Origin of the sequence: Dietzia sp. 2505 (genome assembly GCF_040546785.1) — a bacterium.
GTDB lineage: Bacteria > Actinomycetota > Actinomycetes > Mycobacteriales > Mycobacteriaceae > Dietzia.
The window spans coordinates 77,998-102,429 of sequence record NZ_JBEPON010000004.1 but is presented as its reverse complement, the minus strand read 5'-3'; the positions used below and the strand labels follow the sequence as shown (position 1 = coordinate 102,429).

Below are 24,432 nucleotides of genomic sequence, written 5' to 3'. Positions count from 1 at the left end.
AGCCCCTCAGCCGCACTCCGGTGCCCGATCCCTTGTGGGGTCCGGACGGTAGAGATACAACCATGCCGACCTGCGGGGATCAAGGACCTCCCTTCGTTGACTATTGCTCAACTATGCGGCGGCCGACATACGTGCACGTCAGCGCCACCGCCGCGGTCCGCTTCGGCACGCCCACCAAATGGGAACGTGTTGTAGATCACGTCCGGGCACGTCTCGCAGGTGAAAGCGGCGTGGCGAACCGAGCCGGAGGGCATACGCAGGCGCGCAGCGCTGGCGTTCCTCGGGGGACGGTGATTAACGAAGGGGGAGGTGCTGTTACATCAGTTTCGCGCATCGCGGCTCGCGGCGAGCAGCGCGCACAGCCCCACCACGTCCATCGCCGTCTCGACCTCGACCAGTGGCGGCAACGTGGGGGCCAGACGGATGTGCCGATCGTCGGGATCCTGCCCGTACGGATAGGCCGAACCGGCCGGGGTCAGCGCGACCCCGACCTCCTTGGCCAGGCGGACGGTCTCCGTGGCGGTGCCGTCCGGCACCTCGAGGTCGATGAAGTACCCGCCCTCGGGACTCGTCCAGCGGGCCACGTCGTACCCGCCGAGCCTCCGGTCCAGCGCGGCGGCGGCCGCCTCGAACTTCGGGGCCACGATCTCGCGGTGCTTCTGCATGTGGTCCCGTACCCCGTCGGCGTCACCGAAGAAGCGCGCGTGGGCCAACTGGTTGACCTTGTTGGGGCCGATCGACCGGATCCCGGTGTGCCCCAGGTACCAGTCGAGGTTGGCCTCGGAGGCCGACAGGAACGACACGCCCGCCCCGGCGAAGGTGATCTTGGACGTCGAACACACCTGCAGGAACCGATTGGGGTGCCCGGCCTCGGCGGCCAGCGAATCCACATCGGGCACCTTGGGGAAGTCCTCGGTCAGCGTGTGGACCACGTAGGCGTTGTCCCAGATCACCCGGAAGTCCGGGGCGGCCGCGGCCATGCGGGCCAGCCGGGACACGGTGTGGTCGCTGTAGACGGTGCCGGTCGGGTTGGAGTAGATCGGCACACACCACATGCCCTTGATCGACGGGTCCGTGGCGACGAGGTGCTCCACCTCGTCCATGTCCGGACCGTCCTGCCCCATCGTCACGGGGATCATCTCGATACCGAGGGCCTCGGTGATGCCGAAGTGCCGGTCGTACCCGGGGACCGGGCACAACCAGCGGAGCTTCGGCTCGTCCTTCCACGGACGCTCCGAGTCGGGCGTACCGAACAGCATCGAGAACGTCAGCAGGTCGTACATGATCGACAGGCTCGCGTTGTCCTGGGCGATCACTCGGCCGGCGTCCACCCCCAGCAGTTCGGCGATGATCCCGCGGAGCTCCGGCAGACCGGCGCCGCCGCCGTAGTTACGGACGTCGGTCGTGCCGGCGTTGTGGTCGCCCTCCCCCGGCAGCGCCAGGAGTCGCTCGGAGAGGTCCAGCTGCTCCGGCGACGGCTTGCCGCGGGTCAGGTCCAGGGACAGCCCCCGGTCGGCGAGCGTGTCGTACTCGGACGACAACTCCGATTCGAGTCGGGTCAGTTCGTCGGCGGAGAGATCGGACAGCGCCATAGTGGCCTCCGGGGGGTCGACATCGTCGGTGGTGTGTGTACCCAGACGTAAAGGGACCCCGCGCACCCGCCAGAGCCCGCTGACCCTTGCTGCCTTCCGGCCCTGGGGGAGTTCACAGGATGGACGCCGCGCGGGGTCCGGTGACGAGTCTAGCCGTGCCGCCTCCGCCGCTGCACGCAGCCCGGGATGTGGCCGGTGATTCCCGGATGGTTTGCCAGTGGTTGGCCGCGCTGGGTACTCTCGTCCACGGAGGATTCGCCTAGTGGCCTATGGCGCTCGCCTGGAACGCGGGTTGGGGTTTATAGCCCCTCAGGGGTTCAAATCCCCTATCCTCCGCCGCAGACGCGGCCCGGTGCTCTCGAGCCCGGGCCGCGTCTCCCATTTCCCGGCCCTCGCCGCACCACGAGTCGCGTCCACCGCAACCCGCACCGGCGCCGAGCCCGCTCGGTAGCATCGCGGACGTGACCCAGATCACCAGTCCGGACGTCGAGCTGCGGGTGCTCGTCTACAGCCACGACGCCGCGACCCGCGGCCGCGTCATGTCCGCACTGGGCACGCGCCCGCACCCCGACCTCCCCCGACTGCAGTTCACCGAGGTCGCCACGGCGCCGGTGGTGATCGAGCACATGGACGCCGGGGGGATCGGCCTCGCGATCCTCGACGGCGAGGCCGCCCCCACCGGCGGGCTGGGTCTGGCCAAGCAGCTGCGCGACGAGCTCGACCACACGCCGCCGATCCTCGTACTGCTCGGACGCGCGGACGACCGGTGGCTGGCCGACTGGTCCCGGGCCGACGCGTCGGTCCCGCACCCGATCGACCCGCTGCGCCTGCGGGACACGGTCACCTCGCTCCTCGCGCCGGCCTGAGCTCCGGGCCGACACGGAAAGCCGCCACGGACCGCCGCAGATCGCCTGCCGAAAGTCCAGGCACACGTCAAAGCAATGTGAGTAGAGTCACAGTCGAGGACCGGGACACCCGGATCCGACAGGGAGACGGCGGGCCGTGAACCCACCACCACGGTCGCCGACGATCCCATGCGGTTGCAGGAGAAGTCTGCCCACAGGTGCCTTCCCGAGGAACGCGCGAGGAGTGACGCGATGAACGAGTACGTGCCGATCCTGGCTCTCGGAGCCGTCGCCGTCGCCTTTGCCGTCTTCTCCTCCCTGGTCTCCTCGCTGGCCGGCCCGAGCCGGTTCAACAGGTCGAAACTCGAGGCCTACGAGTGCGGCATCCAGCCCACCCCGCAGCCGGTCGGCGGCGGACGGTTCCCGGTGAAGTACTACCTCACCGCGATGCTGTTCATCATCTTCGGCATCGAGATCCTCTTCCTCTATCCGTGGGCCGTCCACTTCGACAACCTCGGGCTGTTCGGACTGGCCGCGATGGCCCTGTTCGTCCTCAACGTCTCCGTCGCCTACGCCTACGAGTGGCGTCGGGGCGGACTGAGCTGGGACTGACCGGAACCGGGAGGAGGAGACAGTCATGGGACTGGAAGAGAAACTGCCGAGCGGGTTCCTGCTGACCACGGTCGAGCAACTCGCGGGCTACATGCGCAAGGGGTCGCTCTGGCCCGCCACCTTCGGACTGGCGTGCTGTGCCATCGAGATGATGGCCACCAGTGGTGGACGCTACGACCTGGCCCGGTTCGGGACCGAGGTGTTCCGGGCCTCCCCCCGCCAGGCCGATCTGATGATCGTCGCCGGCCGCGTCAGCCAGAAAATGGCCCCGGTCCTGCGTCAGGTGTACGACCAGATGGCCGAACCCAAGTGGGTGCTGGCGATGGGCGTGTGCGCGTCCTCGGGCGGGATGTTCAACAACTACGCGATCGTCCAGGGTGTCGACCACGTCGTCCCCGTGGACATCTACCTGCCCGGATGCCCCCCGCGGCCCGAGATGCTCATGCACGCGATCATCACCCTGCACGACAAGATCCAGGACATGCCCCTCGGCGCCAACCGGGCCGAGGCCGTCCGCGCGGCGGAGCAGGCGGCCCTGGACCAGCGTCCGCTCATCCCCGTCGAGGGGATGTTCCGGTGACCGGCGACCGTCCGGTCCCGGCCGATGCCCCCGACCCCGCGGGCCCGACCGGATCCGACCCGACCACGGTCGGGGTCCGCCACGGCATGTTCGGGGTGCGAGGTTCCGGGGACACCTCCGGGTTCGGCGGGCTCGTGCGCCCCGTCGACATGCCGGGCGGTACCCGGCCGCCCGACGGAGGGGACGACGACGAGGTGGTCGCCGCGCTCACCGCCGCACTGGCGTCGCGGGGCGGACCGACCTTCGACGAGGCGGTGGAGAAGATCGTGGTGCACGGCGGGCAGCTGACCCTGCACGTCCGACGCCGACATCTGCCGGCGGTCGCGCTGACGCTCCGGGACGACCCCACACTCCGCTTCGAGATGTCGCTCGGGGCGAGCGGGGTGCACTACCCCGACGCCGCGGGCCACGAACTCCACGTGGTGTATCCGCTCCAGTCGATCACCCACAACCGCCGGTTGCTGCTGGAGGTCTCGGCCCCCGATTCCGATCCGCACATCCCGTCCCTGACCAGGGTCTACCCGACCACCGACTGGCACGAGCGGGAGACCTACGACTTCTTCGGCGTCCACTTCGACGGACACCCCTCACTCACCCGCATCCAGATGCCTGACGACTGGGAGGGCCACCCGCAGCGCAAGGACTACCCGCTCGGCGGTATCCCCGTGCAGTACAAGGGCGCGACCATCCCGCCCCCGGACCAGCGGAGGGCCTACAGCTGATGGCCGACAGAACCGACTCGGACACCGTCCTCACCGCGACCGGGCAGGACTGGGAGGCGATCAGCGACGCGGCACGGAACGCCGACGACGACCGCATCGTCGTCAACATGGGCCCCCAGCACCCGTCCACCCACGGGGTACTGCGGCTCATCCTCGAGATCGAGGGCGAGACCGTCACCCGCGCGAGCTGCGGGATCGGCTACCTGCACACCGGCATCGAGAAGAATCTCGAGTACCGCTACTGGACCCAGGGCGTCACCTTCGTCACCCGGATGGACTACCTCTCGCCGCTGTTCAACGAGGTCGCCTACTGCCTCGGGGTGGAGCGGCTGCTCGGGATCACCGATCAGATCCCGGAGCGGGCGTCGGTCATCCGGGTGATGCTCATGGAGCTCAACCGGATCTCCTCGCACATGGTCGCGCTCGCCACCGGCGCCCTCGAGCTCGGCGCCAGTACCCCCATGCTGTTCGGCTTCCGCGAGCGGGAGATGGTCCTGGACGTCTTCGAGATCATCACCGGTCTGCGGATGAACCACGCCTACGTCCGGCCCGGCGGGGTGGTCCAGGACCTCCCGGACGAGGCCGTGCCCAAAGTGCGCGAACTCCTGGACGTGATGCCCGGGCGCATCCGCGAGATGGAGCTCCTCCTGCGTCAGAACCCGATCTGGAAGATGCGGCTCGAGGGCGTGGGTTACCTCGACCTGACCGGGTGCATCGCCCTCGGGGTGACAGGACCGGTACTGCGGGCCAGTGGGTTGCCCCACGACGTGCGCCGGACCGATCCGTACTGCGGGTACGAGACCTACGAGTTCGACGTGGTGACCGGGTCGGGCAGCGACTGCTACGACCGGTTCGTCATACGCGTGGACGAGATGAAGGAGTCGCTGAAGATCGTCGAGCAGTGCCTGGACCGGCTCGAACCCGGCCCGGTGATGGTCGACGACCCCAAGATCGCGTGGCCCGCCCAGCTCAAGGTGGGCCCCGACGGCCTGGGCAACTCCGCCGAGCACGTCCGCCACATCATGGACAGCTCGATGGAGGCCCTGATACATCACTTCAAGCTGGTCACCGAGGGGTTCGCGGTGCCCCCGGGACAGGTATACGTGCCGGTCGAGTCGCCCCGCGGCGAACTGGGAGTGCACATGGTCTCGGACGGCGGCACCCGCCCGTACCGCGTCCACTACCGCGACCCGTCGTTCACCAACCTGCAGGCGGTGGCCGCGATGTGCGAGGGCGGGATGCTCGCCGACGTGATCGCCGCCGTCGCCAGCATCGACCCGGTGATGGGGGGTGTGGACCGATGAGCCGCGAGCCGGTCTTCCTCCAGTTCGGTCAGAAGCCCGACGAACCGGGCGCGATCGTCCACCCGGGCGCACGGCGGACGTATCCGGACGAGGTCCGGGAGCGGTTGGCCGCCGATGCCGCCGTGATCGTGGCCCGCTACCCGCAGGACAGGTCGGCGCTGCTCCCGCTGCTGCACCTCGTGCAGGCCGAGGACGGTCACATCACCCCGGCCGGCATCGAGTTCTGTGCCGGGGTGCTCGACCTGACCGCGGCCGAGGTGATGGCGGCGGCGACATTCTACTCGATGTACCGCCGCACGCCGACGGGCGACTACCTGGTGGGGGTGTGCACCAACACGCTCTGCGCGGTGATGGGCGGCGACGAGATCCTCGCCTCACTCGCCGACCACCTGGACCTCGACGGACCCGGCACCACGGACGACGGCCGGGTGACCCTGGAGCACATCGAGTGCAACGCCGCCTGCGACTACGCCCCGGTGGTGATGGTCAATTGGGAGTTCTTCGACGACCAGACCCCCGCCTCGGCCCGGCGGGTCGTCGACGACCTGCGGGCCGGGCGGTCGGTGACCCCCACCCGTGGCGCCCCGCTGTGCACCTTCCGCGAGACCGCCCGCATCCTCGCGGGTTTCCCCGACCCGCGCCCCGGCGCCAATGACGGCGCGCCGGGCGGGCCCACCCTGACCGGTCTGCGTACCGCGAAGGCTGCCGGGATGCGGGCGCCCGACGCGCCCGATACCCACGCCGACACATCCGGGCCCCAGCCCTCCGCCCCCACCGACGAGGAGGCCTGACATGCCGCTCGCGCCGTACCTCAGCCGTTACTGGGACGCCCCGGAGAGCTGGACGCTCGAGACCTACCTGGCCAACGACGGCTACGTGGGCCTGCGACGCGCCCTGGCCACCGGCCCGGACGAGGTCATCTCCACCGTCCTCGACGCGGGTCTGCGCGGCCGGGGCGGGGCGGGCTTCCCCACCGGCCGCAAATGGGGCTTCATCCCGCAGGCCCATGGCCCCGATTCCCCCGAGGACCCCGACGCCTCCGACCCCGCCGCCAAGCCCCACTACCTGGTGGTCAACGCCGACGAGTCCGAGCCGGGCACCTGCAAGGACATGCCCCTCATGCTGGCCACGCCGCACGTCCTGATCGAGGGGATGGCGATCGCGGCGTACGCCATCCGCGCCTCCCACGCGTTCATCTACCTGCGTGGCGAAGTGGTACCGGTGCTGAGGCGCCTGCAGACCGCGGTCGCCGAGGCCTACGAGGCCGGGTTCCTGGGCCGCGACATCCTGGGCAGCGGGTTCGACCTGGACATCGTGGTCCACGCGGGCGCCGGCGCCTACATCTGTGGTGAGGAGACCGCACTCCTCGATTCCCTCGAGGGGCGTCGAGGTCAGCCCCGGCTCCGTCCCCCGTTCCCGGCCGTCGCCGGCCTCTACGCCTGTCCCACCGTCGTCAACAACGTCGAGTCCATCGCGAGCGTCCCGTCGATCCTCCAGCACGGGCCCGAGTGGTTCCGCTCGATGGGCTCGGAGAAGTCCCCCGGCTTCACGCTGTACTCGCTGTCCGGCCACGTGACCCGGCCCGGGCAGTACGAGGCGCCGCTCGGGATCACCCTGCGTGAACTGCTGGATCACGCCGGCGGTATCCGGGAGGGGCACACCCTCAAGTTCTGGACCCCCGGTGGTTCCTCCACCCCGATCCTCACCGACGCCCAGCTGGACATGCCGCTGGACTACGAGGGATGTGCGGCCGAGGGCTCCATGCTCGGCACCAAGGCGCTGCAGATCTTCGACGACACGACCTGCGTGGTGCGGGCCGTGCTGCGCTGGTCGGAGTTCTACGCCCACGAGTCCTGCGGCAAGTGCACACCCTGCCGCGAGGGCACGTTCTGGTTGGTGCAGATCATGCGCAGGCTCGAGGACGGCACCGCGACCGAGAGCGACCTGGACCGGCTGCTCGACATCTCGGACAACATCGTCGGCAAGTCGTTCTGCGCACTCGGCGACGCCGCCGGCGCTCCCATCATGTCGTCCATCGCGCTCTTCCGGGACGAGTACCTGGCCCACATCCCGGGCGGCTGCCCCTTCGACCACAGCCGCTCGACCGTCTTCGCCCGGACCGAGGAGGTGGCCCGATGACCACCGGTGACCCCGTGCCCAACAAGATCACCCCGCGCGCCGACGACACCGTGGCCGACCTGACGCCCGGCGGGGACGAGGACCTGGTCACCCTCACCGTGGACGGTCGCCGGGTCTCCGTGCCCGCCGGCACGCTCGTGATCCGCGCCGCCGAACGCCTCGGGGTGCAGGTCCCGCGGTTCTGCGACCACCCGCTGCTCGAGCCTGCCGGCGCGTGCCGCCAGTGCATCGTGGAGGTGGAGGGCGCCCCCAAACCGGTGACCTCCTGCACCACCCCGGTCACCGAGGACATGGTGGTGCGCACCCAGTTCACCTCCGAGATCGCGGACAAGGCCCAACGCGGGGTCATGGAGCTCCTGCTGATCAACCACCCGCTGGACTGCCCCGTCTGCGACAAGGGGGGAGAGTGCCCACTCCAGAACCAGGCACTGTCCAGCGGCCACGGCCACTCCCGGTTCACCGAGGTCAAGCGCACGTTCCCCAAGCCCATCGCGATCTCGTCGCAGGTCCTGCTCGACCGCGAGCGGTGCGTGATGTGCGCGCGGTGCACCCGGTTCTCGGACCAGATCGCGGGCGATCCGTTCATCGACCTGATGGAACGGGGCTCCCAGCAGCAGGTGGGGGTCTACGGGGACGAGCCCTTCGAGTCGTACTTCTCCGGAAACACCGTCCAGATCTGCCCCGTCGGAGCGCTCACCGGTGCCGCGTACCGCTTCCGGGCACGCCCGTTCGACCTGGTCTCGAGCCCCGGCGTCTGCGAGCACTGTGCCAGCGGCTGTGGGCAGCGGACGGACCACCGCCGCGGGAAGGTCCTGCGCAGGCTGGCCGGTGACGACCCTGACGTCAACGAGGAGTGGAACTGCGACAAGGGCCGGTGGGCCTTCGCCTACGCCAGGCAGCCCGACCGCCTCACCACGCCGATGATCCGTGGCCGGGACGGGGGCCTGGTGCCGGTCCCGTGGAGCACCGCGCTCGCCACGGCCGCCGCGGGGCTGTCCGCCGCACGCGGTCGCACGGGCGTCCTGACCGGTGGGCGACTGACCCGGGAGGACGCGTACGCCTACGCCAAGTTCGCCCGAGCAGTCCTGCGGACTGACGACATCGACTTCCGTGCGCGCCATCAGTCCTCCGAGGAGGCGGAGTTCCTCGCCCGGCAGGTGGTCGGCCGCAGCCCGGGTGGGGCCGGGGCGGTCACCTACGCCGATCTCGAGACCGCCCCGGTGGTCGTGCTCGTGGGCTTCGACCCCGAGGAGGAGTCGCCGATCGTCTTCCTCCGCCTGCGCAGGGCCGCGCGCGACCTCGGGGTGCGGGTCTTCTCGGTGGCCCCGTTCGCGACGCCGTCGGTGCGCAAGACCGGCGCCACGCTCGTGCCGACGGTGCCGGGTGACGAGCCCGGGGTCCTCGCCGCGTTGGCCCGGGTGGCGGGCTCGAACGGGCCCGAGCTGGCCGACCTGGCCGAACTCCTGCGCGCTCCCGGCGCCGTCATCCTGGTGGGCGAGCGACTGGGGGCGGTCCCCGGGGGGCTGCCGGCGGCGGAAGCACTCGCCGAGGCCACCGGGGCGCGCCTGGCGTGGGTCCCGCGTCGGGCCGGCGAGCGGGGATCCCTCGAGGCGGGCTGCCTGCCCGGCCTGCTGCCCGGAGGCCGGCCCGTCACCGATGAGGGTGCCCGCCGCGCGCTGGCCGACCTGTGGCGCTCGGAGCCGCTGCCCGACTCACCCGGCCGGTCCACCGACGACCAGCTCCGCGCGGTCGCCTCGGGGGACCTGACCGCGCTGCTGGTGGGCGGGGTCGAGGCCGCGGACCTGCCCGACCCCCGCGCGGCCCTCGCCGCGATCGACGCCGCGGGGTTCGTGGTAAGCATCGAGCTGCGCCGGAGCGAGATCAGCGACCGCGCCGACGTGGTCCTGCCGGTCGCACCCGTGGCCGAGAAAGCCGGCACCTTCCTCACCTGGGAGGGCCGCGAGCGACCCTTCGCCGCCGCGTTGACCGGTGGTGACGCCCTCCCCGACCACCGGGTCCTGAACGCCCTCGCCGAGGAGATGGGCGCCTGGTTCGGCCTCACCGACGTCGAGTCCGTTCGCCGGGAACTGGCCGCCGTGGGCGAGACCCTGGGGTCGCGGCCGGCGGCCGACGAGGGACAGGCCACGACGGCGCCGTCGACCACCACGACGACGACGAGGTCGGCTCCCCCGAGCCGGGAGCGGAACTCCGAACTCGCCGCCGGGCACGCCGTCCTGGCCACCTGGCGGATGCTGCTCGACTCGGGACGGATGCAGGACGGCGAACCGCACCTGGCCGGGACGGCCCGGACCCCCGTGGCCAGGCTCTCCGCGGCCACCGCCCTCGAGGCCGGCGTCGCGGACGGCGAACCGGTGACAGTCTCCACCGAGAGCGGATCGATCACCCTGCCCTGCGCGGTCACCGGGATGCCCGATCGCGTGGTGTGGCTGCCGCAGAACTCACCCGGGTCGACCGTCAACGCCACGCTCGCCGCGGCCGCGGGGGACGTCGTCCGGATCGGCGCCGGGGAGGTGGCCTCGTGACCTCGGTCGGCTACTCGGACCTGTCCGCCTTCGGCATCGACCCGTGGTGGCTGGTGCTGCTCAAGGTGCTCGCGGTCTTCGTGTTCCTCGTGGTGACGGTGCTCGCGGCGATCTACCTCGAGCGCAAGGTCATCGCCTGGATGCAGATGCGGGTGGGGCCCAACCGGGTCGGCCCGCTGGGCATGCTGCAGAGCCTCGCCGACGGCGTCAAGATCGCCCTCAAGGAGGGACTGATCCCCGCCGGGGTGGACAAGCCCATCTTCCTGTTGGCCCCGGTCATCGCGGTGATCCCGGCGTTCATGGCGTTCGCCGTGATCCCCTTCGGCCCCGAGGTCTCGATCTTCGGACACCGGACGCCGCTGCAGCTCACCGACCTGAACGTGGGGGTGCTCTACATCCTGGCCGTCACGTCGATCGGCGTGTACGGCATCGTGCTGGCAGGGTGGTCCTCCGGCTCCACCTATCCCCTGCTCGGCGGGCTGCGGTCCACGGCGCAGGTGATCAGCTACGAGATCGCGATGGCACTGTCCTTCGTGGGTGTGTTCCTGTTCGCCGGAACCATGTCGACCTCGGGGATCGTCGCCGCCCAGTCCGAGGTCTGGTTCGTGTTCCTCCTGGCGCCCTCGTTCCTCATCTACGTGATCTCCATGGTCGGCGAGACCAACCGGGCGCCCTTCGACCTCCCCGAGGCCGAGGGCGAACTGGTCGGGGGGTTCCACACCGAGTACTCGTCGCTGCGGTTCGCCATGTTCATGTTGGCCGAGTACGTCAACATGACCACGGTCTCGGCCCTGGCGGCCACCCTGTTCCTCGGCGGCTGGCAGGCCCCGCTGCCGTTCTCCCTGATCGACGGCGCGGACTCCGGGTGGTGGGCGCTGCTGTGGTTCGTGATCAAGGTGTGGGGCTTCATGTTCCTGTTCATCTGGTTGCGCGCCACCCTGCCGAGGCTGCGCTACGACCAGTTCATGGGTTTCGGCTGGAAGGTGCTCATCCCCGTCTCCCTGGCCTGGGTGATGGCCGTGGCGAGCATCCGGGCGTTCTCGAACGCCGGTTACGACGGTCTGACCATCGCGCTGGTGACCGCCGGCGTGATCGCCGCGGTCGTGATCGTGGTGGCCCTCCGCTCCCGGATCGGCACCCGCCCCCACCGCGTTGGCGCCGCCGCTCCCCGTTCCGGTGGGCCGGCCGGGTCCGGGGGGCCCGCCGGTTCTGCTCGGTCCGCCGCGGACGCCCTCCACCCGGCGCCCTTCGACCCGGTCGCGGGCGGGTTCCCCGTCCCACCGCTGCCCCACCAGCGCACCGCGTTGTCCCAGAAAGACGCGTTGTCCCAGCGCAGCGCAACGCCCCTGCGCACCTCATCGGAGGAGGCCCGCAATGCCTAGGGTTCCGAGGATCCTCGAACCGATCGCCGGGTTCGGTGTCACGTTCGCGACGATGTTCCGCAAGAAGCACACCGAGCAGTACCCGGAGGAGAAGGTCCCCACCGCTCCCCGCTACCACGGCCGCCACCAGCTCAACCGCTACGCCGACGGCCTCGAGAAGTGCATCGGCTGCGAGCTGTGCGCGTGGGCCTGCCCGGCGGACGCGATCTTCGTGGAGGGCGCCGACAACACCGAGGAGGAGCGCTACTCCCCGGGCGAGCGCTACGGGCGGATCTACCAGATCAACTACCTGCGCTGCATCGGGTGCGGGCTCTGTGTGGAGGCCTGCCCGACCCGCGCGCTGACCATGACCAACGAGTACGAGATGGTCGGCGACGACCGGGCCGGACTCATCTACGAGAAGCAGGACCTGCTGGGGCCGATGCTCGACGGGATGGTCCCCGCCCCCCACGACATGGCCCCGGGCACGACGCACGCCGACTACTACCGCGGCGACGTCCTCCGGGCCGCGCAGCACGCATCCCACGGGGCGGCGCAGAGCTCACCCCACGGGGCGGCGCCGGGCGAGGCTGCCCCGACGACCCAGGGCGCGCCCGCACACGGGGACGGGTCCTGATGGCCGGGGCACCGGTGTCCACCGGCGAGTCGGTCCTGTTCTGGGTGCTGGCGGTCGTCGTCGTCGTCGGCGCACTCGGGGTGGTCTCCGCCAAGAAGGCGGTCTACTCCGCCCTGTGCCTGGCCATGACGATGGTCGCCCTGGCCGTGCTGTACATGGCGCAAGGTGCCGTGTTCCTGGGCGTCGGCCAGATCGTCGTCTACACCGGCGCAGTGATGATGCTGTTCCTGTTCGTGGTGATGCTCATCGGCGTGGAGTCCTCGGAGTCCCTGGTGGAGCGGATCCGCGGACACCGCGTGGCCGCGATCGTCGCCGGGCTCGGCTTCGGGGTCCTCCTGGCGACCGGCCTCGCCCGCGCGGAGCTGCCCCCCTTCACCGGCTTCGACGCCGACCACAACGACGTGCCCGCACTGGCCGAGCTGCTGTTCACCCGCCACGTGTGGGCGTTCGAGCTCACCGGCGTGTTGCTGATCATCGCGACCCTGGGCGCCATGGTGCTGGCGCATCGCGAGCGGTTCTCCGGACGCCGGACCCAGCGCGAGATGTCCGAGCAACGCTTCCTGGACTGGCAGCACGACGGCCACGCCCGCGTGACGCCCCTGCCCAGCCCCGGCGTCTACGCGCGTCGCAACTCCGCCGACATGCCGGCACGGCTGCCCGACGGCTCGGACTCCACCGACTCGGTGAGCGAGGTACTGCGCCGGCACGGCGGCGGCGGGGAGCTGGAGTCCGGCGAGGGGGGACGACCGTGAACCCGGAGAACTACCTCTACCTCTCGGCCGTGCTGTTCACCATCGGTGCGGCCGGGTTCCTGCTGCGGCGCAACGCGATCGTGGTGTTCATGTGCATCGAGCTCATGCTCAACGCCACCAACCTGGCCCTGGTGACGTTCGCCCGGATGCACGGCGACGTGGGCGGTCACGTGTTCGCGTTCTTCGTCATGGTGGTGGCCGCGGCCGAGGTCGTGATCGGCCTGGCGATCATCATGGCCATCTACCGTTCCCGCCGATCGGCCTCGATCGACGACGCCAGTCTGCTCAGGTATTGAGGACGCGCGGATGACTCCTGATGTGACGTTGTGGCTGATCCCCGGCCTGCCGCTGCTCGGCGCCGCCCTCCTGCTGATCCTGGGCCGCCGCAGTGACCCGTGGGGGCACGTGCTGGGATGCGCCACCGCACTGGCCGCGTTCTGCGCGGCCGCCTGGCAGTTCGCCGCCATGGCCGGCCGCGGGGCCGCCGACCGGACCCTGCAACAGACGCTGTTCACCTGGATCTCGGTGGGCGACCTCCACGTGGACATGGGCCTGCGACTGGACCAGCTCTCCATGGTGTTCGTGCTGCTGATCACCGGCGTCGGCCTGCTCATCCACGTGTACTCGACCGGGTACATGGCCGCCGACCCGGCGCGACGCAAGTTCTTCGCCTACCTCAACCTGTTCCTGGCCGCGATGCTGCTGCTGGTGATGGCGGATGACTTCCTGGTGCTCTACCTGGGGTGGGAGGGCGTGGGCCTGGTCTCCTACCTGCTCATCGGGTTCTGGCAGCACAAGCCGTCCGCGGCCACGGCGGCCAAGAAGGCGTTCCTGGTCAACCGAGTCGGGGACATCGGGCTCGCCGTGGCCCTGATGGTGATGGTCACGCAGCTGGGCACCCTGTCCTTCGACGGGGTCTTCGCCGCCGTCGACGGTGCTGACGGTGCCGCGCCCGGGGTCGGCTCCGGCCTGGTCACCGCGCTCGGCCTGCTGTTGCTCCTGGGCGCCTGCGCCAAGTCCGCCCAGGTGCCGCTGCAGTCGTGGCTCGGGGATGCCATGGAGGGCCCCACCCCGGTCTCGGCGCTGATCCACGCGGCCACCATGGTCACCGCCGGCGTCTACCTGATCACCCGGGCCAACCCGATCTTCGACGCGGCCCCGGCGGCGCGGACCGCGGTGATCGCCGTCGGCGCGGTGACGCTGCTGTTCGGCGCCGTGATCGGCTGCGCCAAGGACGACATCAAGAAGGTGCTCGCCGCCTCCACCATGAGCCAGGTGGGATACATGGTCATGGCCGCCGGGTTCGGCCCCGCCGGATACGCACTGGCGATCATGCACCTGCTCACCCACGGCTTCTTCAAGGCCGGGCTCTTCCTCGGCGCGGGCTCGGTGATGCACGGGATGGACGACGAGGTCGACATGCGCCGCTACGGCGCCCTGCGCGCGGTCATGCCGGTCACCTTTGTCACCTTCGGACTCGGCTACCTCGCGATCATCGGCGTCCCACCGTTCTCCGGCTTCTACTCCAAGGAGGGCATCATCTCCGCGGCGTTCGACGTGGGCGGCGGCGGAGCGGCCGGATACCTGCTCGGCGCGGTGGCGCTGCTCGGAGCCGGACTGACGGCCTTCTACATGACGCGCGTGATGATCCTGACCTTCTTCGGCCGGCAGCGATGGCGGGAGGGAGCCCATCCCCACGAGTCTCCGGTGTCCATGACGGCGCCGATGATCCTCATCGCGGTGGGGTCCGTGATCTCCGGGGCCCTGCTCGCGATCGGCGGACGGCTGGAGGGCTGGCTGGCCCCGGTCGTGGGCGAGCATCACGCCGAGCACGTGCTACCGGTGTGGCTGGTCACCACCGCCTCGCTGGTGGTCGTGGCCGCCGGGATCGCGGTCGCGGTGCGACGGTACGGCCGCGCCGACATCCCGGAGCAGGCGCCCTCAGAGGTCTCCGCGCTCACCCGCGCCGCCCGCCGCGACCTGTACGCCGACGCCGTCAACGAGGGTGTGCTGATGCGGCCGGGTCAGGCCCTGGTCGCGGGCACCGCGGTGGTCGACCGCAGGGTCGTGGGCGGCGCGACGGGCGGTGTCGCGGCGGCGATCGGGCTCCTGTCCGCCCGCGGCCGACTCCTGCAATCCGGACTCACCCGCTCCTACGCGCTGTACATGCTCCTCGGCGCGGCCCTGATCATCGCCGCCATGTCGGCCGGAGGTGTGCTGTGAACGGGCTCGGTCTGCTCTCCGCGCTGTGGCTCACGCCCCTGATCGGCGCCCTCGTCGTCGTCGTCCTGCCCTCCGGCGCGCGACGCGCGGCCAGGCCCCTCGCCCTGGCCACCTCGCTCGTCGTGCTGGCAGTGGCGGTCGCGCTCGCGGTGGGGTTCGACCCCGGCGGCGAGACCCACCAGTTCGTCGAGTCCCGCCCGTGGATCCCCGCCTTCGGCGCCTCCTACACGCTCGGGCTCGACGGGATCGCGCTGGTGCTGGTCCTGCTCACGGCCGCCCTCATGCCGCTGCTCCTGCTGGCCGGGTGGCACGACGTCGCCGCGTCCGACAGTCGCCGCGCGCAGGCGTATCCGGCGCTCATGCTGGCCACGCAGGGATTGGCGCTGGTGGCGTTCACCAGCCTGGACGTGCTGCTGTTCTACGTCGCGTTCGAGGCCATGCTCATCCCGCTGTACTTCCTCATCGGCGGATTCGGCCGCAGCGATTCCAGCGGAGCCGACCGGGCGGCGGCGGCCGTGCGGTTCCTCATCTACAACCTCCTCGGTGGGCTGGTCATGCTCGTCGCGGTGATCGGCCTGTACGTGCTCACCGCCCGCGCAGGGCTGGGGGCTGCTCGGACGGACGGCGGATCGATCGGGGCGGGGACGTTCGACCACCGCCTCATCACCGCGGCCGTGGCGGACGGCCGGCTCGAGATCCCGACCGGCGTGGCGCTGCTGATGTTCGCGGCCTTCACCCTGGCCTTCGCGATCAAGGCGCCGCTGTGGCCGTTCCACACCTGGCTGCCCGGCGCGGCCGTGGCCGCGACCCCCGCCTCCGCGGTGCTGATGATGGCGGTCGTGGACAAGGTCGGCACGTTCGCGATGCTGCGCTACAGCCTGCCGCTGTTCCCGGACGCCGCGGCCACGGCGGCGCCGGTGCTCGTCACGCTGGCGGTGATCAGCATCGTCTACGGCGGCGTGATGGCCATCGCCCAGACCGACCTGCTCCGGTTGATCGCCTACGCCTCCATCTCGCATTTCGGGTTCATCGTCCTGGGGATCTTCGCCCGGACGGAGCAGTCCGCGGCCGGGTCGGCGCTCTACATGGTCAACCACGGCGTCGCCACCGCCGCGCTGTTCCTGGTGGCCGGGTTCCTGGTGCGCCGGCACCGCATCCGGGAGATCGGCTACTACGGCGGCGTGCAGCAGGTCGCGCCCGTCATGGCCGGGACGTTCCTCATCGCCGGCCTGGCCACCCTCTCGCTGCCCGGGTTGGCCCCGTTCGTCAGCGAGTTCCTGGTGTTCGTCGGGACCTTCGGTCCGTACCCGGTGGCCGCCGTGCTCGCCACGAGCACGTTCGTCCTGGCGGCGATCTACATCCTGTGGACCTACCAGCGCGTGATGGGCGGACCCCCGGCACCCGGACTCGCCCGGACACCGGATCTCGACGTCCGGGAACTCGTGGTGGTGATCCCGCTGGTGGTGGCGCTGATCGTGCTGGGCTTCTACCCGCAGCCCGCGTTGGACGTGATCGAACCGGCGGTCGCCCACACCGTCGCACTGGTGGGAGGAACCCGATGACCCCGGACATCGCGTACGGATCGCTCGCGCCGCTGCTCGTGGTGTTCGGCGCGGGGATCGTCAGCGTGCTGGTGGAGGCGTTCGTCCCCGCGCGGCGCCGCTATGCCACACAGATGGCCGTCTACCTCATCGGTCTGGCCGCCGCGCTCGTCTCGGTGGTCCTCCTGGCCGGGACCCGGATCGTCACGGCCGAGGGTGCGGTCGCGGTCGACGGCCCCGCGCTTTTCCTGCAGGGCCTCACGGTGGTGGTGGCCATCGGGGCCGGGGTGCTGATCGGCGAACGCACCGTCATCCCGTCCGCCTCCCGCAGGAAGGTGCTCGCGGGCTTCGCTCCACAGGCCGCCGTCGCCCCCGGCGGCTCGGGCGAACGCGAGGCCGAACGCGCCGGATTCACCCAGACCGAGGTCTTCCCGCTCGCGCTGTTCGCCACGGGCGGCCTCATGCTGTTCCCCGCGGCGAACGACCTGATCACGCTGTTCATCGCGCTTGAGGTGCTCTCCCTGCCGCTGTACGTGCTGTGCGGGATGGCCCGGCGCCGACGGCTGCTCTCGCAGGAGGCCGCGGTCAAGTACTTCCTCCTGGGCGCGTTCTCCTCGGCGTTCTTCGTCTACGGCGTCGCGCTGGTGTACGGCTACGCCGGGACCGTGGACTTCCGTGGGATCGCCGGCGTCGTGGAGGCCGAGGGCGCCAGCTCGCTGATCCTCATCGGCGTGGCCATGATGTCGGTGGGCCTGCTGTTCAAGGTCGGCGCCGTGCCGTTCCACACCTGGACGCCCGACGTCTACCAGGGCGCGCCCACCGCGATCACCGCGTTCATGGCCGCCGGCACCAAGGTCGCCGCGTTCGGCGCGATCCTGCGGTTCTTCCACACCGCGGTGCCCGGGCTCGAGGCGGACTGGGCGCCCGTGCTGTGGGTGATCGCGGCGCTGACGATGATCGTCGGGACGATCGTGGGCGTCGCGCAGAACGACGTCAAGCGGCTACTGGCCTACTCCTCCATCGCCCACGCCGGGTTCCTGCTCACCGGGGTGATCGCGGTCCAGGCCGCCGGGGCGATAGCGATGCTGTTCTACCTCGCGGCGTACGCCGTCAGCACGGTGGGCGTGTTCGCGGTGGCCGGGCTGGTCCGCGACGCCGACGGTGCCGAGATCAACGACCTGCGGGCCTGGGCCGGACTCGGTCGGCGTCAGCCGCTGGTGGCGGGCGCGTTCGCCGTGCTGTTGCTGGCCCTGGCGGGAATTCCGCTGACAAGCGGGTTCATCGCCAAGTTCGCCGTCTTCTCGGCGGCCGTGGCCGGGGGCGCGGTGACCCTGGTGGTGATCGGCGTGCTCACCAGCGCGATCGCGGCGTCGTTCTACGTGCGCGTGATCGTGGTGATGTTCTTCCGCGACGGCGACGGCGACGGCGACGAACCGGACGTCGCTTTCGCCCGCCAGCCGGTGACGCTGGCCGTGGTCGCGGCCGCCACGGTGCTCACCCTGGCGTTGGGGATCGCCCCGCAGCCGCTCCTCGATCTGGCAGAGGCCGCCTCGACGTTCGCCTGGTGAGCCTTCAGTCCTCATCGAGAAGAGCGTTCCGCCCGCATCTGCCGAGAGCAAGTGTGCGGAACGCTCTTCTCGATGGGGTAGGTCAGTCCATGCCCAGCGGGGTGGCGTCGAACTCCCCGGACAACGCCGAGACCGACCGGGCCAGCCGGAGATCCCGCCGGGTCACGCCGTCGACGTCGTGGCTCCGCAGGTCCAGGGTCACCTCGTCGTAGCTCCACAGCAGGTCGGGGTGGTGATCCTGCGAATTGGCGGCCTGCCCGATCGCGGCGACCAGATTGATCGCGGCCTGCGGGGTCTCGCACACCGCGGTGTAGGTCAGCGATCCCTCGGAGTATGCCCAGCCCGGCAGGTCTGCCAGACCTTCGGCGATCTGCTCCTCGGTAAGGCGGGCCCGGTCGTCGGCGTCGGGGCGTGCGTTCTCGGCGTCTGCGCTCATGTCGTCCAGTCTGGCACCTCTCGCCGTGCCCGGCATTCTGCGGCGCGCCGGCTCGACGCAGCACCAGGCAGGTCCGCCACCTCCGACCTCCCCGGGCGCGCGGCCTACCCTGAGAACGTGGACTCCCCCGCCAGCAAGCCTCCCCGCGGCGCCGGCCGGTACGCCCCCAGCCCGTCGGGCGACCTGCACCTGGGCAACCTGCGCACCGCGGTGGTCGCATGGGTGCTGGCCCGGGATTCGGGTCGCGCGTTCCGCATGCGCGTCGACGACCTCGACACCGCGCGCGCCCGCCCCGGCATGGCCGAGCGGCAGCTCGAGGACCTGGCGTCGATCGGGATCGACTGGGATGGCGAGATCATGTGGGAATCCGAGCGAGGGGCGGCCTACGCCGCCGCCGCCGGCCGCCTCACCAACCGCGGACTGGTCTACGAGTGCTACTGCTCGCGCCGCGAGATCGCCGAGGCGCCGCGTGCCCCCCACTCCCCGCCCGGCGCGTACCCCGGAACCTGCCGGAACCTGACCGAGGCCGAGCGGGCAACCCGCCGAGAGGCACTCGGCCCTGGTCGCGTGCCCGCCCTGCGGTTGCGCGCCGGCATCCCCGAGCTCACCGTCGACGACCTGGCCCACGGCCCCTATACAGGCGTTGTGGACGATGTGGTGCTGCGACGCGGTGACGGCGTGTGGGCGTATAACCTCGCCGTCGTCGTCGACGATGCCGACCAGGGCGTCGACCAGGTCGTGCGCGGCGAGGACCTCCTGCCGTCCACCCCCCGCCAGGCATATCTGGCCGATCTCCTCGGCCTGCGCCGGCCGGAGTACGTCCACGTTCCGCTGGCGGTCAACGCCGCCGGCGAGCGCCTGGCCAAGCGGGACGGGGCGGTTACCCTGGCCGACCTGGCGCGGGAAGGGACGACGACGAGGGCGGCCGTCGCCCGGATCGTGGCGTCTCTCGGTGGACCGTCCGGCGCGGACTCGATCGACGCGCTGCGCGGGGTGGTCACTCCCGGGTCGCTGCGGTCCGGCCCCTGGGTCGTCGCCTGACCCTCGCCCCTCGAGCCCCGCCCCCAGCCCCGGCCCCTCGAGATCCGGGCGATCGGGGTCGGGGGGGTCGGTGGATTCGCCGGTCGGGCGCGTCTGCGCGGATAATCGACGCCCGTGACCACTTCATCGCAGCAGAACCCTGATCCTCGGGGGCCTGGGCGGCCGGACGGGACCACTCCCGAGCCGGCGCGCAGCACCCGGGACTCCTCCGACCCGACCACCTCCGGTCCCCGCTCGGGCGCCGACCTCGGCAGCGAGACCACTACCGCGAACCCGACCCCGACCCCGACCGACCGCAGCGGGACCGACCGCGCGGTCTTCGCCACCGTCGCCAGCCCGTACTACGGCTACCTGATCGCCCTGTTCGTGGGCGTCATGCTCATCAGCAACGTCACCGGCACCAAGGGCGTCCTGCTCTTCCCCGACCTGAGCTTCGAGCTCGGGTTCCTCAGCCTCGACGGGCTCGTCACCGACGGCGCCTTCCTGCTCTTCCCGCTGGCGTACGTGCTGGGCGACGTGATCAGCGAGGTGTACGGCTTCAAGGCGATGCGCCGGGTCGTCCTCTCCGGCTTCGCCGTCCTGGCGCTGGCCGCGCTGAGCTTCACGTTCACCGTCCATCTGCCGCCGGCCCCGTTCTACGAGAACCAGGACGCGTTCGAGGCTGTGGCCGGCGTGATCCCGCAGTTCTTCCTGGCCGGTCTGGCCGGCTACGTGGTGGGCGAGCTGCTCAACAGCTACGTCCTGGTGTGGATGAAGCGCCGCACCGGGGAGAAGACTCTGTGGGCCAGACTGCTCGGCTCGACCGTGGTGGGGCAGCTCGCGGACACCATCGTCTTCTGCACCATCGCCGCACCCGCCCTGGGGATGGTGCTCGGGTCGGGTGACTACTGGAACTACGTGGTGATCGGGTTCGTGTGGAAGACCCTCGTCGAGGCGGTCCTGCTGCCGGTGACGTACGTCGTGATCGCGTGGATCAAGAAGCGCGAGCCCAGCTATCAGACCGCCCTGGCCGGGTCGACCGAGGCCGGATCGCCCCTGGCAGACTCGAGGGCATGACCTCCCACGACGAGCGTGCGGGAGACCCGGGCCGCGCGGGCGACGCGGGCGGGCCATCGCTGCGCGTGCTCGGCGCCACCGTCGACGACCAGACCCGCTGCGTCCACTACGGCGGGCCCCTGGACGTGGTGGCGATCCGTTTCCACTGTTGCCGGGAGTTCTACCCGTGCTTCCGTTGCCACGCCGAGGCCGCCGACCACGCGGTCTCGGCGTGGCCGCGGGCCGAGTTCGACGCCCCGGCCATCCTCTGTGGCGTCTGCCGGACCACGCTGTCGATCGCTGAGTACCTGGAGACAGACGGGTGCCCGGCCTGCGGGGCGCCGTTCAACCCGAGCTGCTCGCTGCATCACTCGATCTACTTCGACGGCTGACCCGGAGTTCCGCCGGGGTCCGCGCCCACGGCTGCCCCCGCGTCGGCACTCCTGCTACGTCGAGTAGTACCGCCCCAGGAACTCGGACTTGTACGCCAGGTAAGCCTCGGGCCCGGCGTCCATCGCGGCGCGCACCTCGTCGACCAGCCGCACCACAAAGGCGAGGTTGTGCAGCGTGAGCAGGGTCGAACCGAGGAACTCCTTGGCCTTGAACAGGTGATGGAGGTAAGCGCGGCTGTACTCCCGCGAGACCTCGGACGGCCCCTCGGGGTCGAGCGCGCTGTGGTCGTGCCGGAACTGGGCCCGGGTGACGTTGACCCGGCCGTCGAGTGTGTAGATCCCGCCGTGGCGGGCGAGCCGGGTGGGCGCGACACAGTCGAAGGTGTCGGCACCGTTCTCCACGGCCGTGAAGATGTCGTCGGGCTCGCTGATCCCCAGAAGGTGGCGCGGCCGGTCCTCGGGCAGTTCCTCTGTGCACCAACCCACGATGGTGCCGAGGTTCTCCTTCTCCAGCGCCCCGCCGATGCCGTAGCCGCCGAACCCGCGCCGCCCCTGTTCCTCGGCGCGGTCGCTCATCTCGACGAGCCCGCGGACGGCCTGCCGCCGCAGGTCCTCGAACTGCGCGCCCTGGACCACGCCCCACAGTGACTGGCCGGGCCGGTGCCCGCGCTCCACCGACAGGCGCTCGTGCTCGTCGAGGCACCGCTGCGCCCAGCGACGCGTGCGCTCGACCGACCTCTCCTGGTACTCGCGGGTGTTCATGAGCGTGGTGAGCTCGTCGAAGGCGAACAGGATGTCGGCCCCCAGTCCGTGCTGGATCCGCATCGACACCTCCGGGGAGAAGCGGTGCGGCGAGCCGTCGAGGTGCGAGGTGAAGGTGACGCCGTCCTCGTCGACCTTCGCGAGCCTCCCCTGGCCCTTGTTGGTCGCGGAGTCGTCCGGGGCCTTGCCCGCGCCCGCCGACATCTCGATCACCTTCTTGAAGCCCACCCCGAGGCTCATCACCTGGAAGCCGCCGGAATCGGTGTAGGTGGGCCCGGACCAGCGCATGAACTCACCCAGCCCGCCGGCGGCGTCCACCACGTCGTGGCCGGGCTGCAGGTAGAGGTGGTAGGCATTGGCCAGGACGGCCTGCGCGCCGGTCGAGCGGACCTGCTCCGGTGTCAGGGTCTTGACGGTCGCCTTGGTGCCGACGGGCACGAACGCCGGGGTGGCGATGTCACCGTGCGGGGTGTGGATGACGCCGGTGCGGCCCCCCGCGGTGCCCTCGAGGACCATCCGGGTCCCCACGTCGAAGGTGGTCGCGCGTGGGGTGGGGGGCGTGTGATCCGACATGGGTCCCATCGTGGCACGACGATCCGGGGGGCCGGCCCTGGCCCTACGATGGGGGGAATCGACGACGGCAGGAATCGACGACGACGACGAGGTGAGCGATGCCCGGTACGAGTGGCCGACGGCTCTCCCGGCACGAGCGCCGCGACCAACTGGTGGTCCTGGGGGTGAGGCTCCTCGAGACGGTGCCGTTCCACGCACTGTCGATGGATGACGTGGCCGAGCGGGCCGGGGTCTCGCGCAGCCTGCTCTTCCACTACTTCCCCACCAAACTGAACTACCTCACGGCGGTGGTCAACGCGGCCGCGGAACACGTCCTGTCGCTCACCGAGGTGCCGGAGGGGGCCAGCGCGGAGGACCGGACCCGGGCGATCATCACCGCACTGGTGCGCTACATCCAGCGGCGCCGCGACAACTACGTGGCGGTCCTGCGGTCGGGCAGGTCCGTGGACCCGGTCCTCGAGCAGGTCGTGGACGGGATGCACCGCACCATCAGCCTGCGCATCCTCCACAGCATCGGGCTTTCCCGGCCCGGCCCGATGGCCCTGGTGCTCACCCGCGCCTGGTTGGCCGGCGTCGAGGAGTTGGCGCTACTGGGCGAGGAGTCCGGGCTGCCCCAGGAGACCGTGATCGATTCCGCGATCACCACGCTCCGGGCGGTCGCCGCCCTGCCGGACTTCGTCGCCGACGTCTTCCCGGGTGACGACGCTCGATGAGATGTGTCCCGAAATGAGGAGGGTCCCGGAACTCCGATGAGTTCCGGGACCCTCCCGTGGCGGTGGCGGTGGGATTTGAACCCACGGTTGGGGGTTACCCAACACAGCATTTCGAGTGCTGCACCTTCGGCCGCTCGGACACGCCACCGCCGATCAGGCTACTTCACGAGCGGCCGCAGGCGGAAATCGCCTGTTCGCCGGGGCGAATCAGGCCTTGTCGTTGCCGGTGAGCTTGCTCGCGGCCTCGTTGGCCTTGTCCTTGAGCTTCTCGGCGCCCTGCTTGATGCCGGCCTTGCCCTGGTCCGCCTGGCCCTCGGCCTGGAGGTCGCGGTCGCCCGATGCGGCGCCCGCCGACTCCTTGGCGCGGCCCCCGAGCTCCTCGGCCTTGTTCGAGAACTTGTCTCCCACACCCATGTGGTGCTCCTCTCGATCGCGGCGCCGGTGCCCGGCGCCTCTCCTCATCCACCGTACGGAGATGTGCGCCGGGCCTCCACCGGACCGCGGTCACGATCCCGTCACCGCCGTACGGGAACACCTGACGGAAACACCGGGCGGGAGCGCCGGACGGGAGCGCCGCTACCGCCGGGCGCGGAAGAACTGTTCCAGCAGCGCCGCGCACTCGGTCTCGAGCACCCCGCCCCGGACCTCGGGGCGGTGGACGAGCCTGCGGTCGCGGACCACGTCCCAGAGCGACCCGCAGGCCCCGGTCCGGGGTTCCCACGCGCCGAAGACGATCCGGCCCACGCGCGCCGCGACCGCGGCGCCCGCGCACATCGTGCACGGCTCGAGAGTCACGACGAGGGTGCAGTCCTGCAGGCGCCACCCGTCGCCCAGCACCCGGGCCGCCTCGCGCAGGGCCAGTATCTCGGCGTGGGCGAAGGGGTCGCCGTCGGCCTCGCGCCGGTTGGTGGCGGCGGCCAGTTCCCGACCGTCCGGGCCCACCACGAGCGCGCCGACCGGTACATCACCGTCGGGGGTGTCGCCGGCGACCGTTAGGGCCCGCCGTACCAGCCGCTCGTCCGCGGATCGGGGCGACGTCGGTGACATGGGCGACGTCACAG

General features: G+C 70.8%; 24 protein-coding genes, 2 tRNA genes and 1 other RNA gene. 20 read left to right on the top strand and 7 right to left on the bottom strand.

Features of this window, described 5'->3' with window-relative positions:
* Nucleotides 1–320: 320 nt before the first annotated feature.
* Together ABIE38_RS09535 and ffs are read right to left on the bottom strand one after the other, a co-directional pair.
* A complete protein-coding gene (locus tag ABIE38_RS09535) occupies nucleotides 321–1,592 on the bottom strand; it encodes an aspartate aminotransferase type Ic (protein WP_354055710.1) in 1,272 nt (423 codons plus the stop codon).
* 47 nt (nucleotides 1,593–1,639) lie between these two features.
* An RNA gene (ffs, locus tag ABIE38_RS09530) (signal recognition particle sRNA small type) lies at nucleotides 1,640–1,734 on the bottom strand.
* Between the two features lie 106 nt (nucleotides 1,735–1,840).
* On the opposite strand from ffs, the gene ABIE38_RS09525 reads away from it, so the two are divergent.
* The 16 genes from ABIE38_RS09525 (at nucleotide 1,841) to nuoN (ending at nucleotide 18,419) form a co-directional block, all read left to right on the top strand.
* Nucleotides 1,841–1,928 (top strand) — tRNA-Ser (locus tag ABIE38_RS09525).
* 116 nt (nucleotides 1,929–2,044) lie between these two features.
* Nucleotides 2,045–2,458 (top strand): Rv3143 family two-component system response regulator, encoded by a 414-nt coding sequence (locus ABIE38_RS09520; protein WP_502914768.1) that lies wholly within the window; start codon nucleotides 2,045–2,047, stop codon nucleotides 2,456–2,458.
* Between the two features lie 231 nt (nucleotides 2,459–2,689).
* A complete protein-coding gene (locus tag ABIE38_RS09515; RefSeq protein ID WP_354055708.1) occupies nucleotides 2,690–3,049 on the top strand; it encodes an NADH-quinone oxidoreductase subunit A in 360 nt (119 codons plus the stop codon).
* A gap of 25 nt (nucleotides 3,050–3,074) precedes the next feature.
* Nucleotides 3,075–3,629 carry a NuoB/complex I 20 kDa subunit family protein gene (locus tag ABIE38_RS09510; RefSeq protein ID WP_354055706.1) on the top strand — a complete coding sequence of 185 codons (555 nt, stop codon included), beginning with the start codon at nucleotides 3,075–3,077 and terminating at the stop codon, nucleotides 3,627–3,629.
* A gap of 86 nt (nucleotides 3,630–3,715) precedes the next feature.
* Nucleotides 3,716–4,351, top strand: coding sequence for an NADH-quinone oxidoreductase subunit C (locus tag ABIE38_RS09505; protein ID WP_502914767.1), 636 nt, complete (start codon nucleotides 3,716–3,718; stop codon nucleotides 4,349–4,351).
* Nucleotides 4,351–5,655: an NADH dehydrogenase (quinone) subunit D gene (gene nuoD, locus ABIE38_RS09500; protein WP_354055703.1), complete on the top strand. Its 1,305-nt coding sequence runs from the start codon at nucleotides 4,351–4,353 to the stop codon at nucleotides 5,653–5,655. Before ABIE38_RS09505 ends, nuoD begins: the two co-directional genes overlap by 1 nt.
* Nucleotides 5,652–6,446 carry an NADH-quinone oxidoreductase subunit NuoE gene (nuoE, locus tag ABIE38_RS09495; RefSeq protein ID WP_354055701.1) on the top strand — a complete coding sequence of 265 codons (795 nt, stop codon included), beginning with the start codon at nucleotides 5,652–5,654 and terminating at the stop codon, nucleotides 6,444–6,446. The genes nuoD and nuoE overlap by 4 nt, the downstream gene beginning before the upstream one ends.
* A gap of 1 nt (nucleotide 6,447) precedes the next feature.
* Nucleotides 6,448–7,794, top strand: coding sequence for an NADH-quinone oxidoreductase subunit NuoF (nuoF, locus tag ABIE38_RS09490; protein WP_354055699.1), 1,347 nt, complete (start codon nucleotides 6,448–6,450; stop codon nucleotides 7,792–7,794).
* A complete protein-coding gene (locus tag ABIE38_RS09485) occupies nucleotides 7,791–10,337 on the top strand; it encodes an NADH-quinone oxidoreductase subunit G (protein ID WP_354055697.1) in 2,547 nt (848 codons plus the stop codon). Before nuoF ends, ABIE38_RS09485 begins: the two co-directional genes overlap by 4 nt.
* The gene (gene nuoH, locus ABIE38_RS09480; RefSeq protein WP_502914756.1) at nucleotides 10,334–11,719 is read left to right on the top strand and encodes an NADH-quinone oxidoreductase subunit NuoH; all 1,386 of its coding nucleotides are present in this window, start codon (nucleotides 10,334–10,336) and stop codon (nucleotides 11,717–11,719) included. The genes ABIE38_RS09485 and nuoH overlap by 4 nt, the downstream gene beginning before the upstream one ends.
* Nucleotides 11,712–12,335 carry an NADH-quinone oxidoreductase subunit NuoI gene (gene nuoI, locus ABIE38_RS09475; protein ID WP_354055695.1) on the top strand — a complete coding sequence of 208 codons (624 nt, stop codon included), beginning with the start codon at nucleotides 11,712–11,714 and terminating at the stop codon, nucleotides 12,333–12,335. Before nuoH ends, nuoI begins: the two co-directional genes overlap by 8 nt.
* Nucleotides 12,335–13,087, top strand: a complete 753-nt coding sequence (locus tag ABIE38_RS09470) for an NADH-quinone oxidoreductase subunit J (RefSeq protein WP_354055693.1) — start codon at nucleotides 12,335–12,337, stop codon at nucleotides 13,085–13,087. The genes nuoI and ABIE38_RS09470 overlap by 1 nt, the downstream gene beginning before the upstream one ends.
* Nucleotides 13,084–13,383: an NADH-quinone oxidoreductase subunit NuoK gene (gene nuoK / locus ABIE38_RS09465; protein ID WP_095717142.1), complete on the top strand. Its 300-nt coding sequence runs from the start codon at nucleotides 13,084–13,086 to the stop codon at nucleotides 13,381–13,383. Before ABIE38_RS09470 ends, nuoK begins: the two co-directional genes overlap by 4 nt.
* Nucleotides 13,384–13,393: 10 nt before the next feature.
* A complete protein-coding gene (gene nuoL, locus ABIE38_RS09460) occupies nucleotides 13,394–15,310 on the top strand; it encodes an NADH-quinone oxidoreductase subunit L (RefSeq protein ID WP_354055691.1) in 1,917 nt (638 codons plus the stop codon).
* A complete protein-coding gene (locus ABIE38_RS09455; protein WP_354055689.1) occupies nucleotides 15,307–16,872 on the top strand; it encodes an NADH-quinone oxidoreductase subunit M in 1,566 nt (521 codons plus the stop codon). The genes nuoL and ABIE38_RS09455 overlap by 4 nt, the downstream gene beginning before the upstream one ends.
* A complete protein-coding gene (gene nuoN / locus ABIE38_RS09450) occupies nucleotides 16,869–18,419 on the top strand; it encodes an NADH-quinone oxidoreductase subunit NuoN (protein WP_354055687.1) in 1,551 nt (516 codons plus the stop codon). The genes ABIE38_RS09455 and nuoN overlap by 4 nt, the downstream gene beginning before the upstream one ends.
* Nucleotides 18,420–18,501: 82 nt before the next feature.
* Here nuoN and ABIE38_RS09445 read toward each other — a convergent pair whose 3' ends face one another.
* Nucleotides 18,502–18,855 carry a 4a-hydroxytetrahydrobiopterin dehydratase gene (locus tag ABIE38_RS09445; RefSeq protein ID WP_354055685.1) on the bottom strand — a complete coding sequence of 118 codons (354 nt, stop codon included), beginning with the start codon at nucleotides 18,853–18,855 and terminating at the stop codon, nucleotides 18,502–18,504.
* 117 nt (nucleotides 18,856–18,972) lie between these two features.
* On the opposite strand from ABIE38_RS09445, the gene gluQRS reads away from it, so the two are divergent.
* From gluQRS to ABIE38_RS09430, 3 genes are all read left to right on the top strand, one after another.
* Nucleotides 18,973–19,896, top strand: coding sequence for a tRNA glutamyl-Q(34) synthetase GluQRS (gene gluQRS / locus ABIE38_RS09440; RefSeq protein ID WP_354055683.1), 924 nt, complete (start codon nucleotides 18,973–18,975; stop codon nucleotides 19,894–19,896).
* A gap of 114 nt (nucleotides 19,897–20,010) precedes the next feature.
* Nucleotides 20,011–20,952, top strand: a complete 942-nt coding sequence (locus ABIE38_RS09435; RefSeq protein WP_354055681.1) for a queuosine precursor transporter — start codon at nucleotides 20,011–20,013, stop codon at nucleotides 20,950–20,952.
* Nucleotides 20,949–21,323, top strand: coding sequence for a CHY zinc finger protein (locus ABIE38_RS09430; RefSeq protein ID WP_354055679.1), 375 nt, complete (start codon nucleotides 20,949–20,951; stop codon nucleotides 21,321–21,323). Before ABIE38_RS09435 ends, ABIE38_RS09430 begins: the two co-directional genes overlap by 4 nt.
* A gap of 54 nt (nucleotides 21,324–21,377) precedes the next feature.
* On the opposite strand, the gene tgt is transcribed toward ABIE38_RS09430, so the two are convergent.
* Complete coding sequence (gene tgt, locus ABIE38_RS09425) at nucleotides 21,378–22,658, bottom strand: tRNA guanosine(34) transglycosylase Tgt (protein WP_354055677.1); 1,281 nt, start codon at nucleotides 22,656–22,658, stop codon at nucleotides 21,378–21,380.
* Between the two features lie 98 nt (nucleotides 22,659–22,756).
* Between tgt and ABIE38_RS09420 the strand changes: the two genes are divergently transcribed.
* Nucleotides 22,757–23,371, top strand: a complete 615-nt coding sequence (locus ABIE38_RS09420) for a TetR/AcrR family transcriptional regulator (protein WP_354055675.1) — start codon at nucleotides 22,757–22,759, stop codon at nucleotides 23,369–23,371.
* Between the two features lie 57 nt (nucleotides 23,372–23,428).
* Here ABIE38_RS09420 and ABIE38_RS09415 read toward each other — a convergent pair.
* The 3 genes from ABIE38_RS09415 to ABIE38_RS09405 all read right to left on the bottom strand — a co-directional run bounded on the left by ABIE38_RS09415 (nucleotide 23,429) and on the right by ABIE38_RS09405 (nucleotide 24,418).
* Nucleotides 23,429–23,519 (bottom strand) — tRNA-Ser (locus ABIE38_RS09415).
* 59 nt (nucleotides 23,520–23,578) lie between these two features.
* Complete coding sequence (locus tag ABIE38_RS09410) at nucleotides 23,579–23,785, bottom strand: CsbD family protein (RefSeq protein WP_354055673.1); 207 nt, start codon at nucleotides 23,783–23,785, stop codon at nucleotides 23,579–23,581.
* Nucleotides 23,786–23,947: 162 nt separating this feature from the next.
* Nucleotides 23,948–24,418 (bottom strand): nucleoside deaminase, encoded by a 471-nt coding sequence (locus ABIE38_RS09405; RefSeq protein ID WP_354055671.1) that lies wholly within the window; start codon nucleotides 24,416–24,418, stop codon nucleotides 23,948–23,950.
* Nucleotides 24,419–24,432 lie beyond the last annotated feature (14 nt).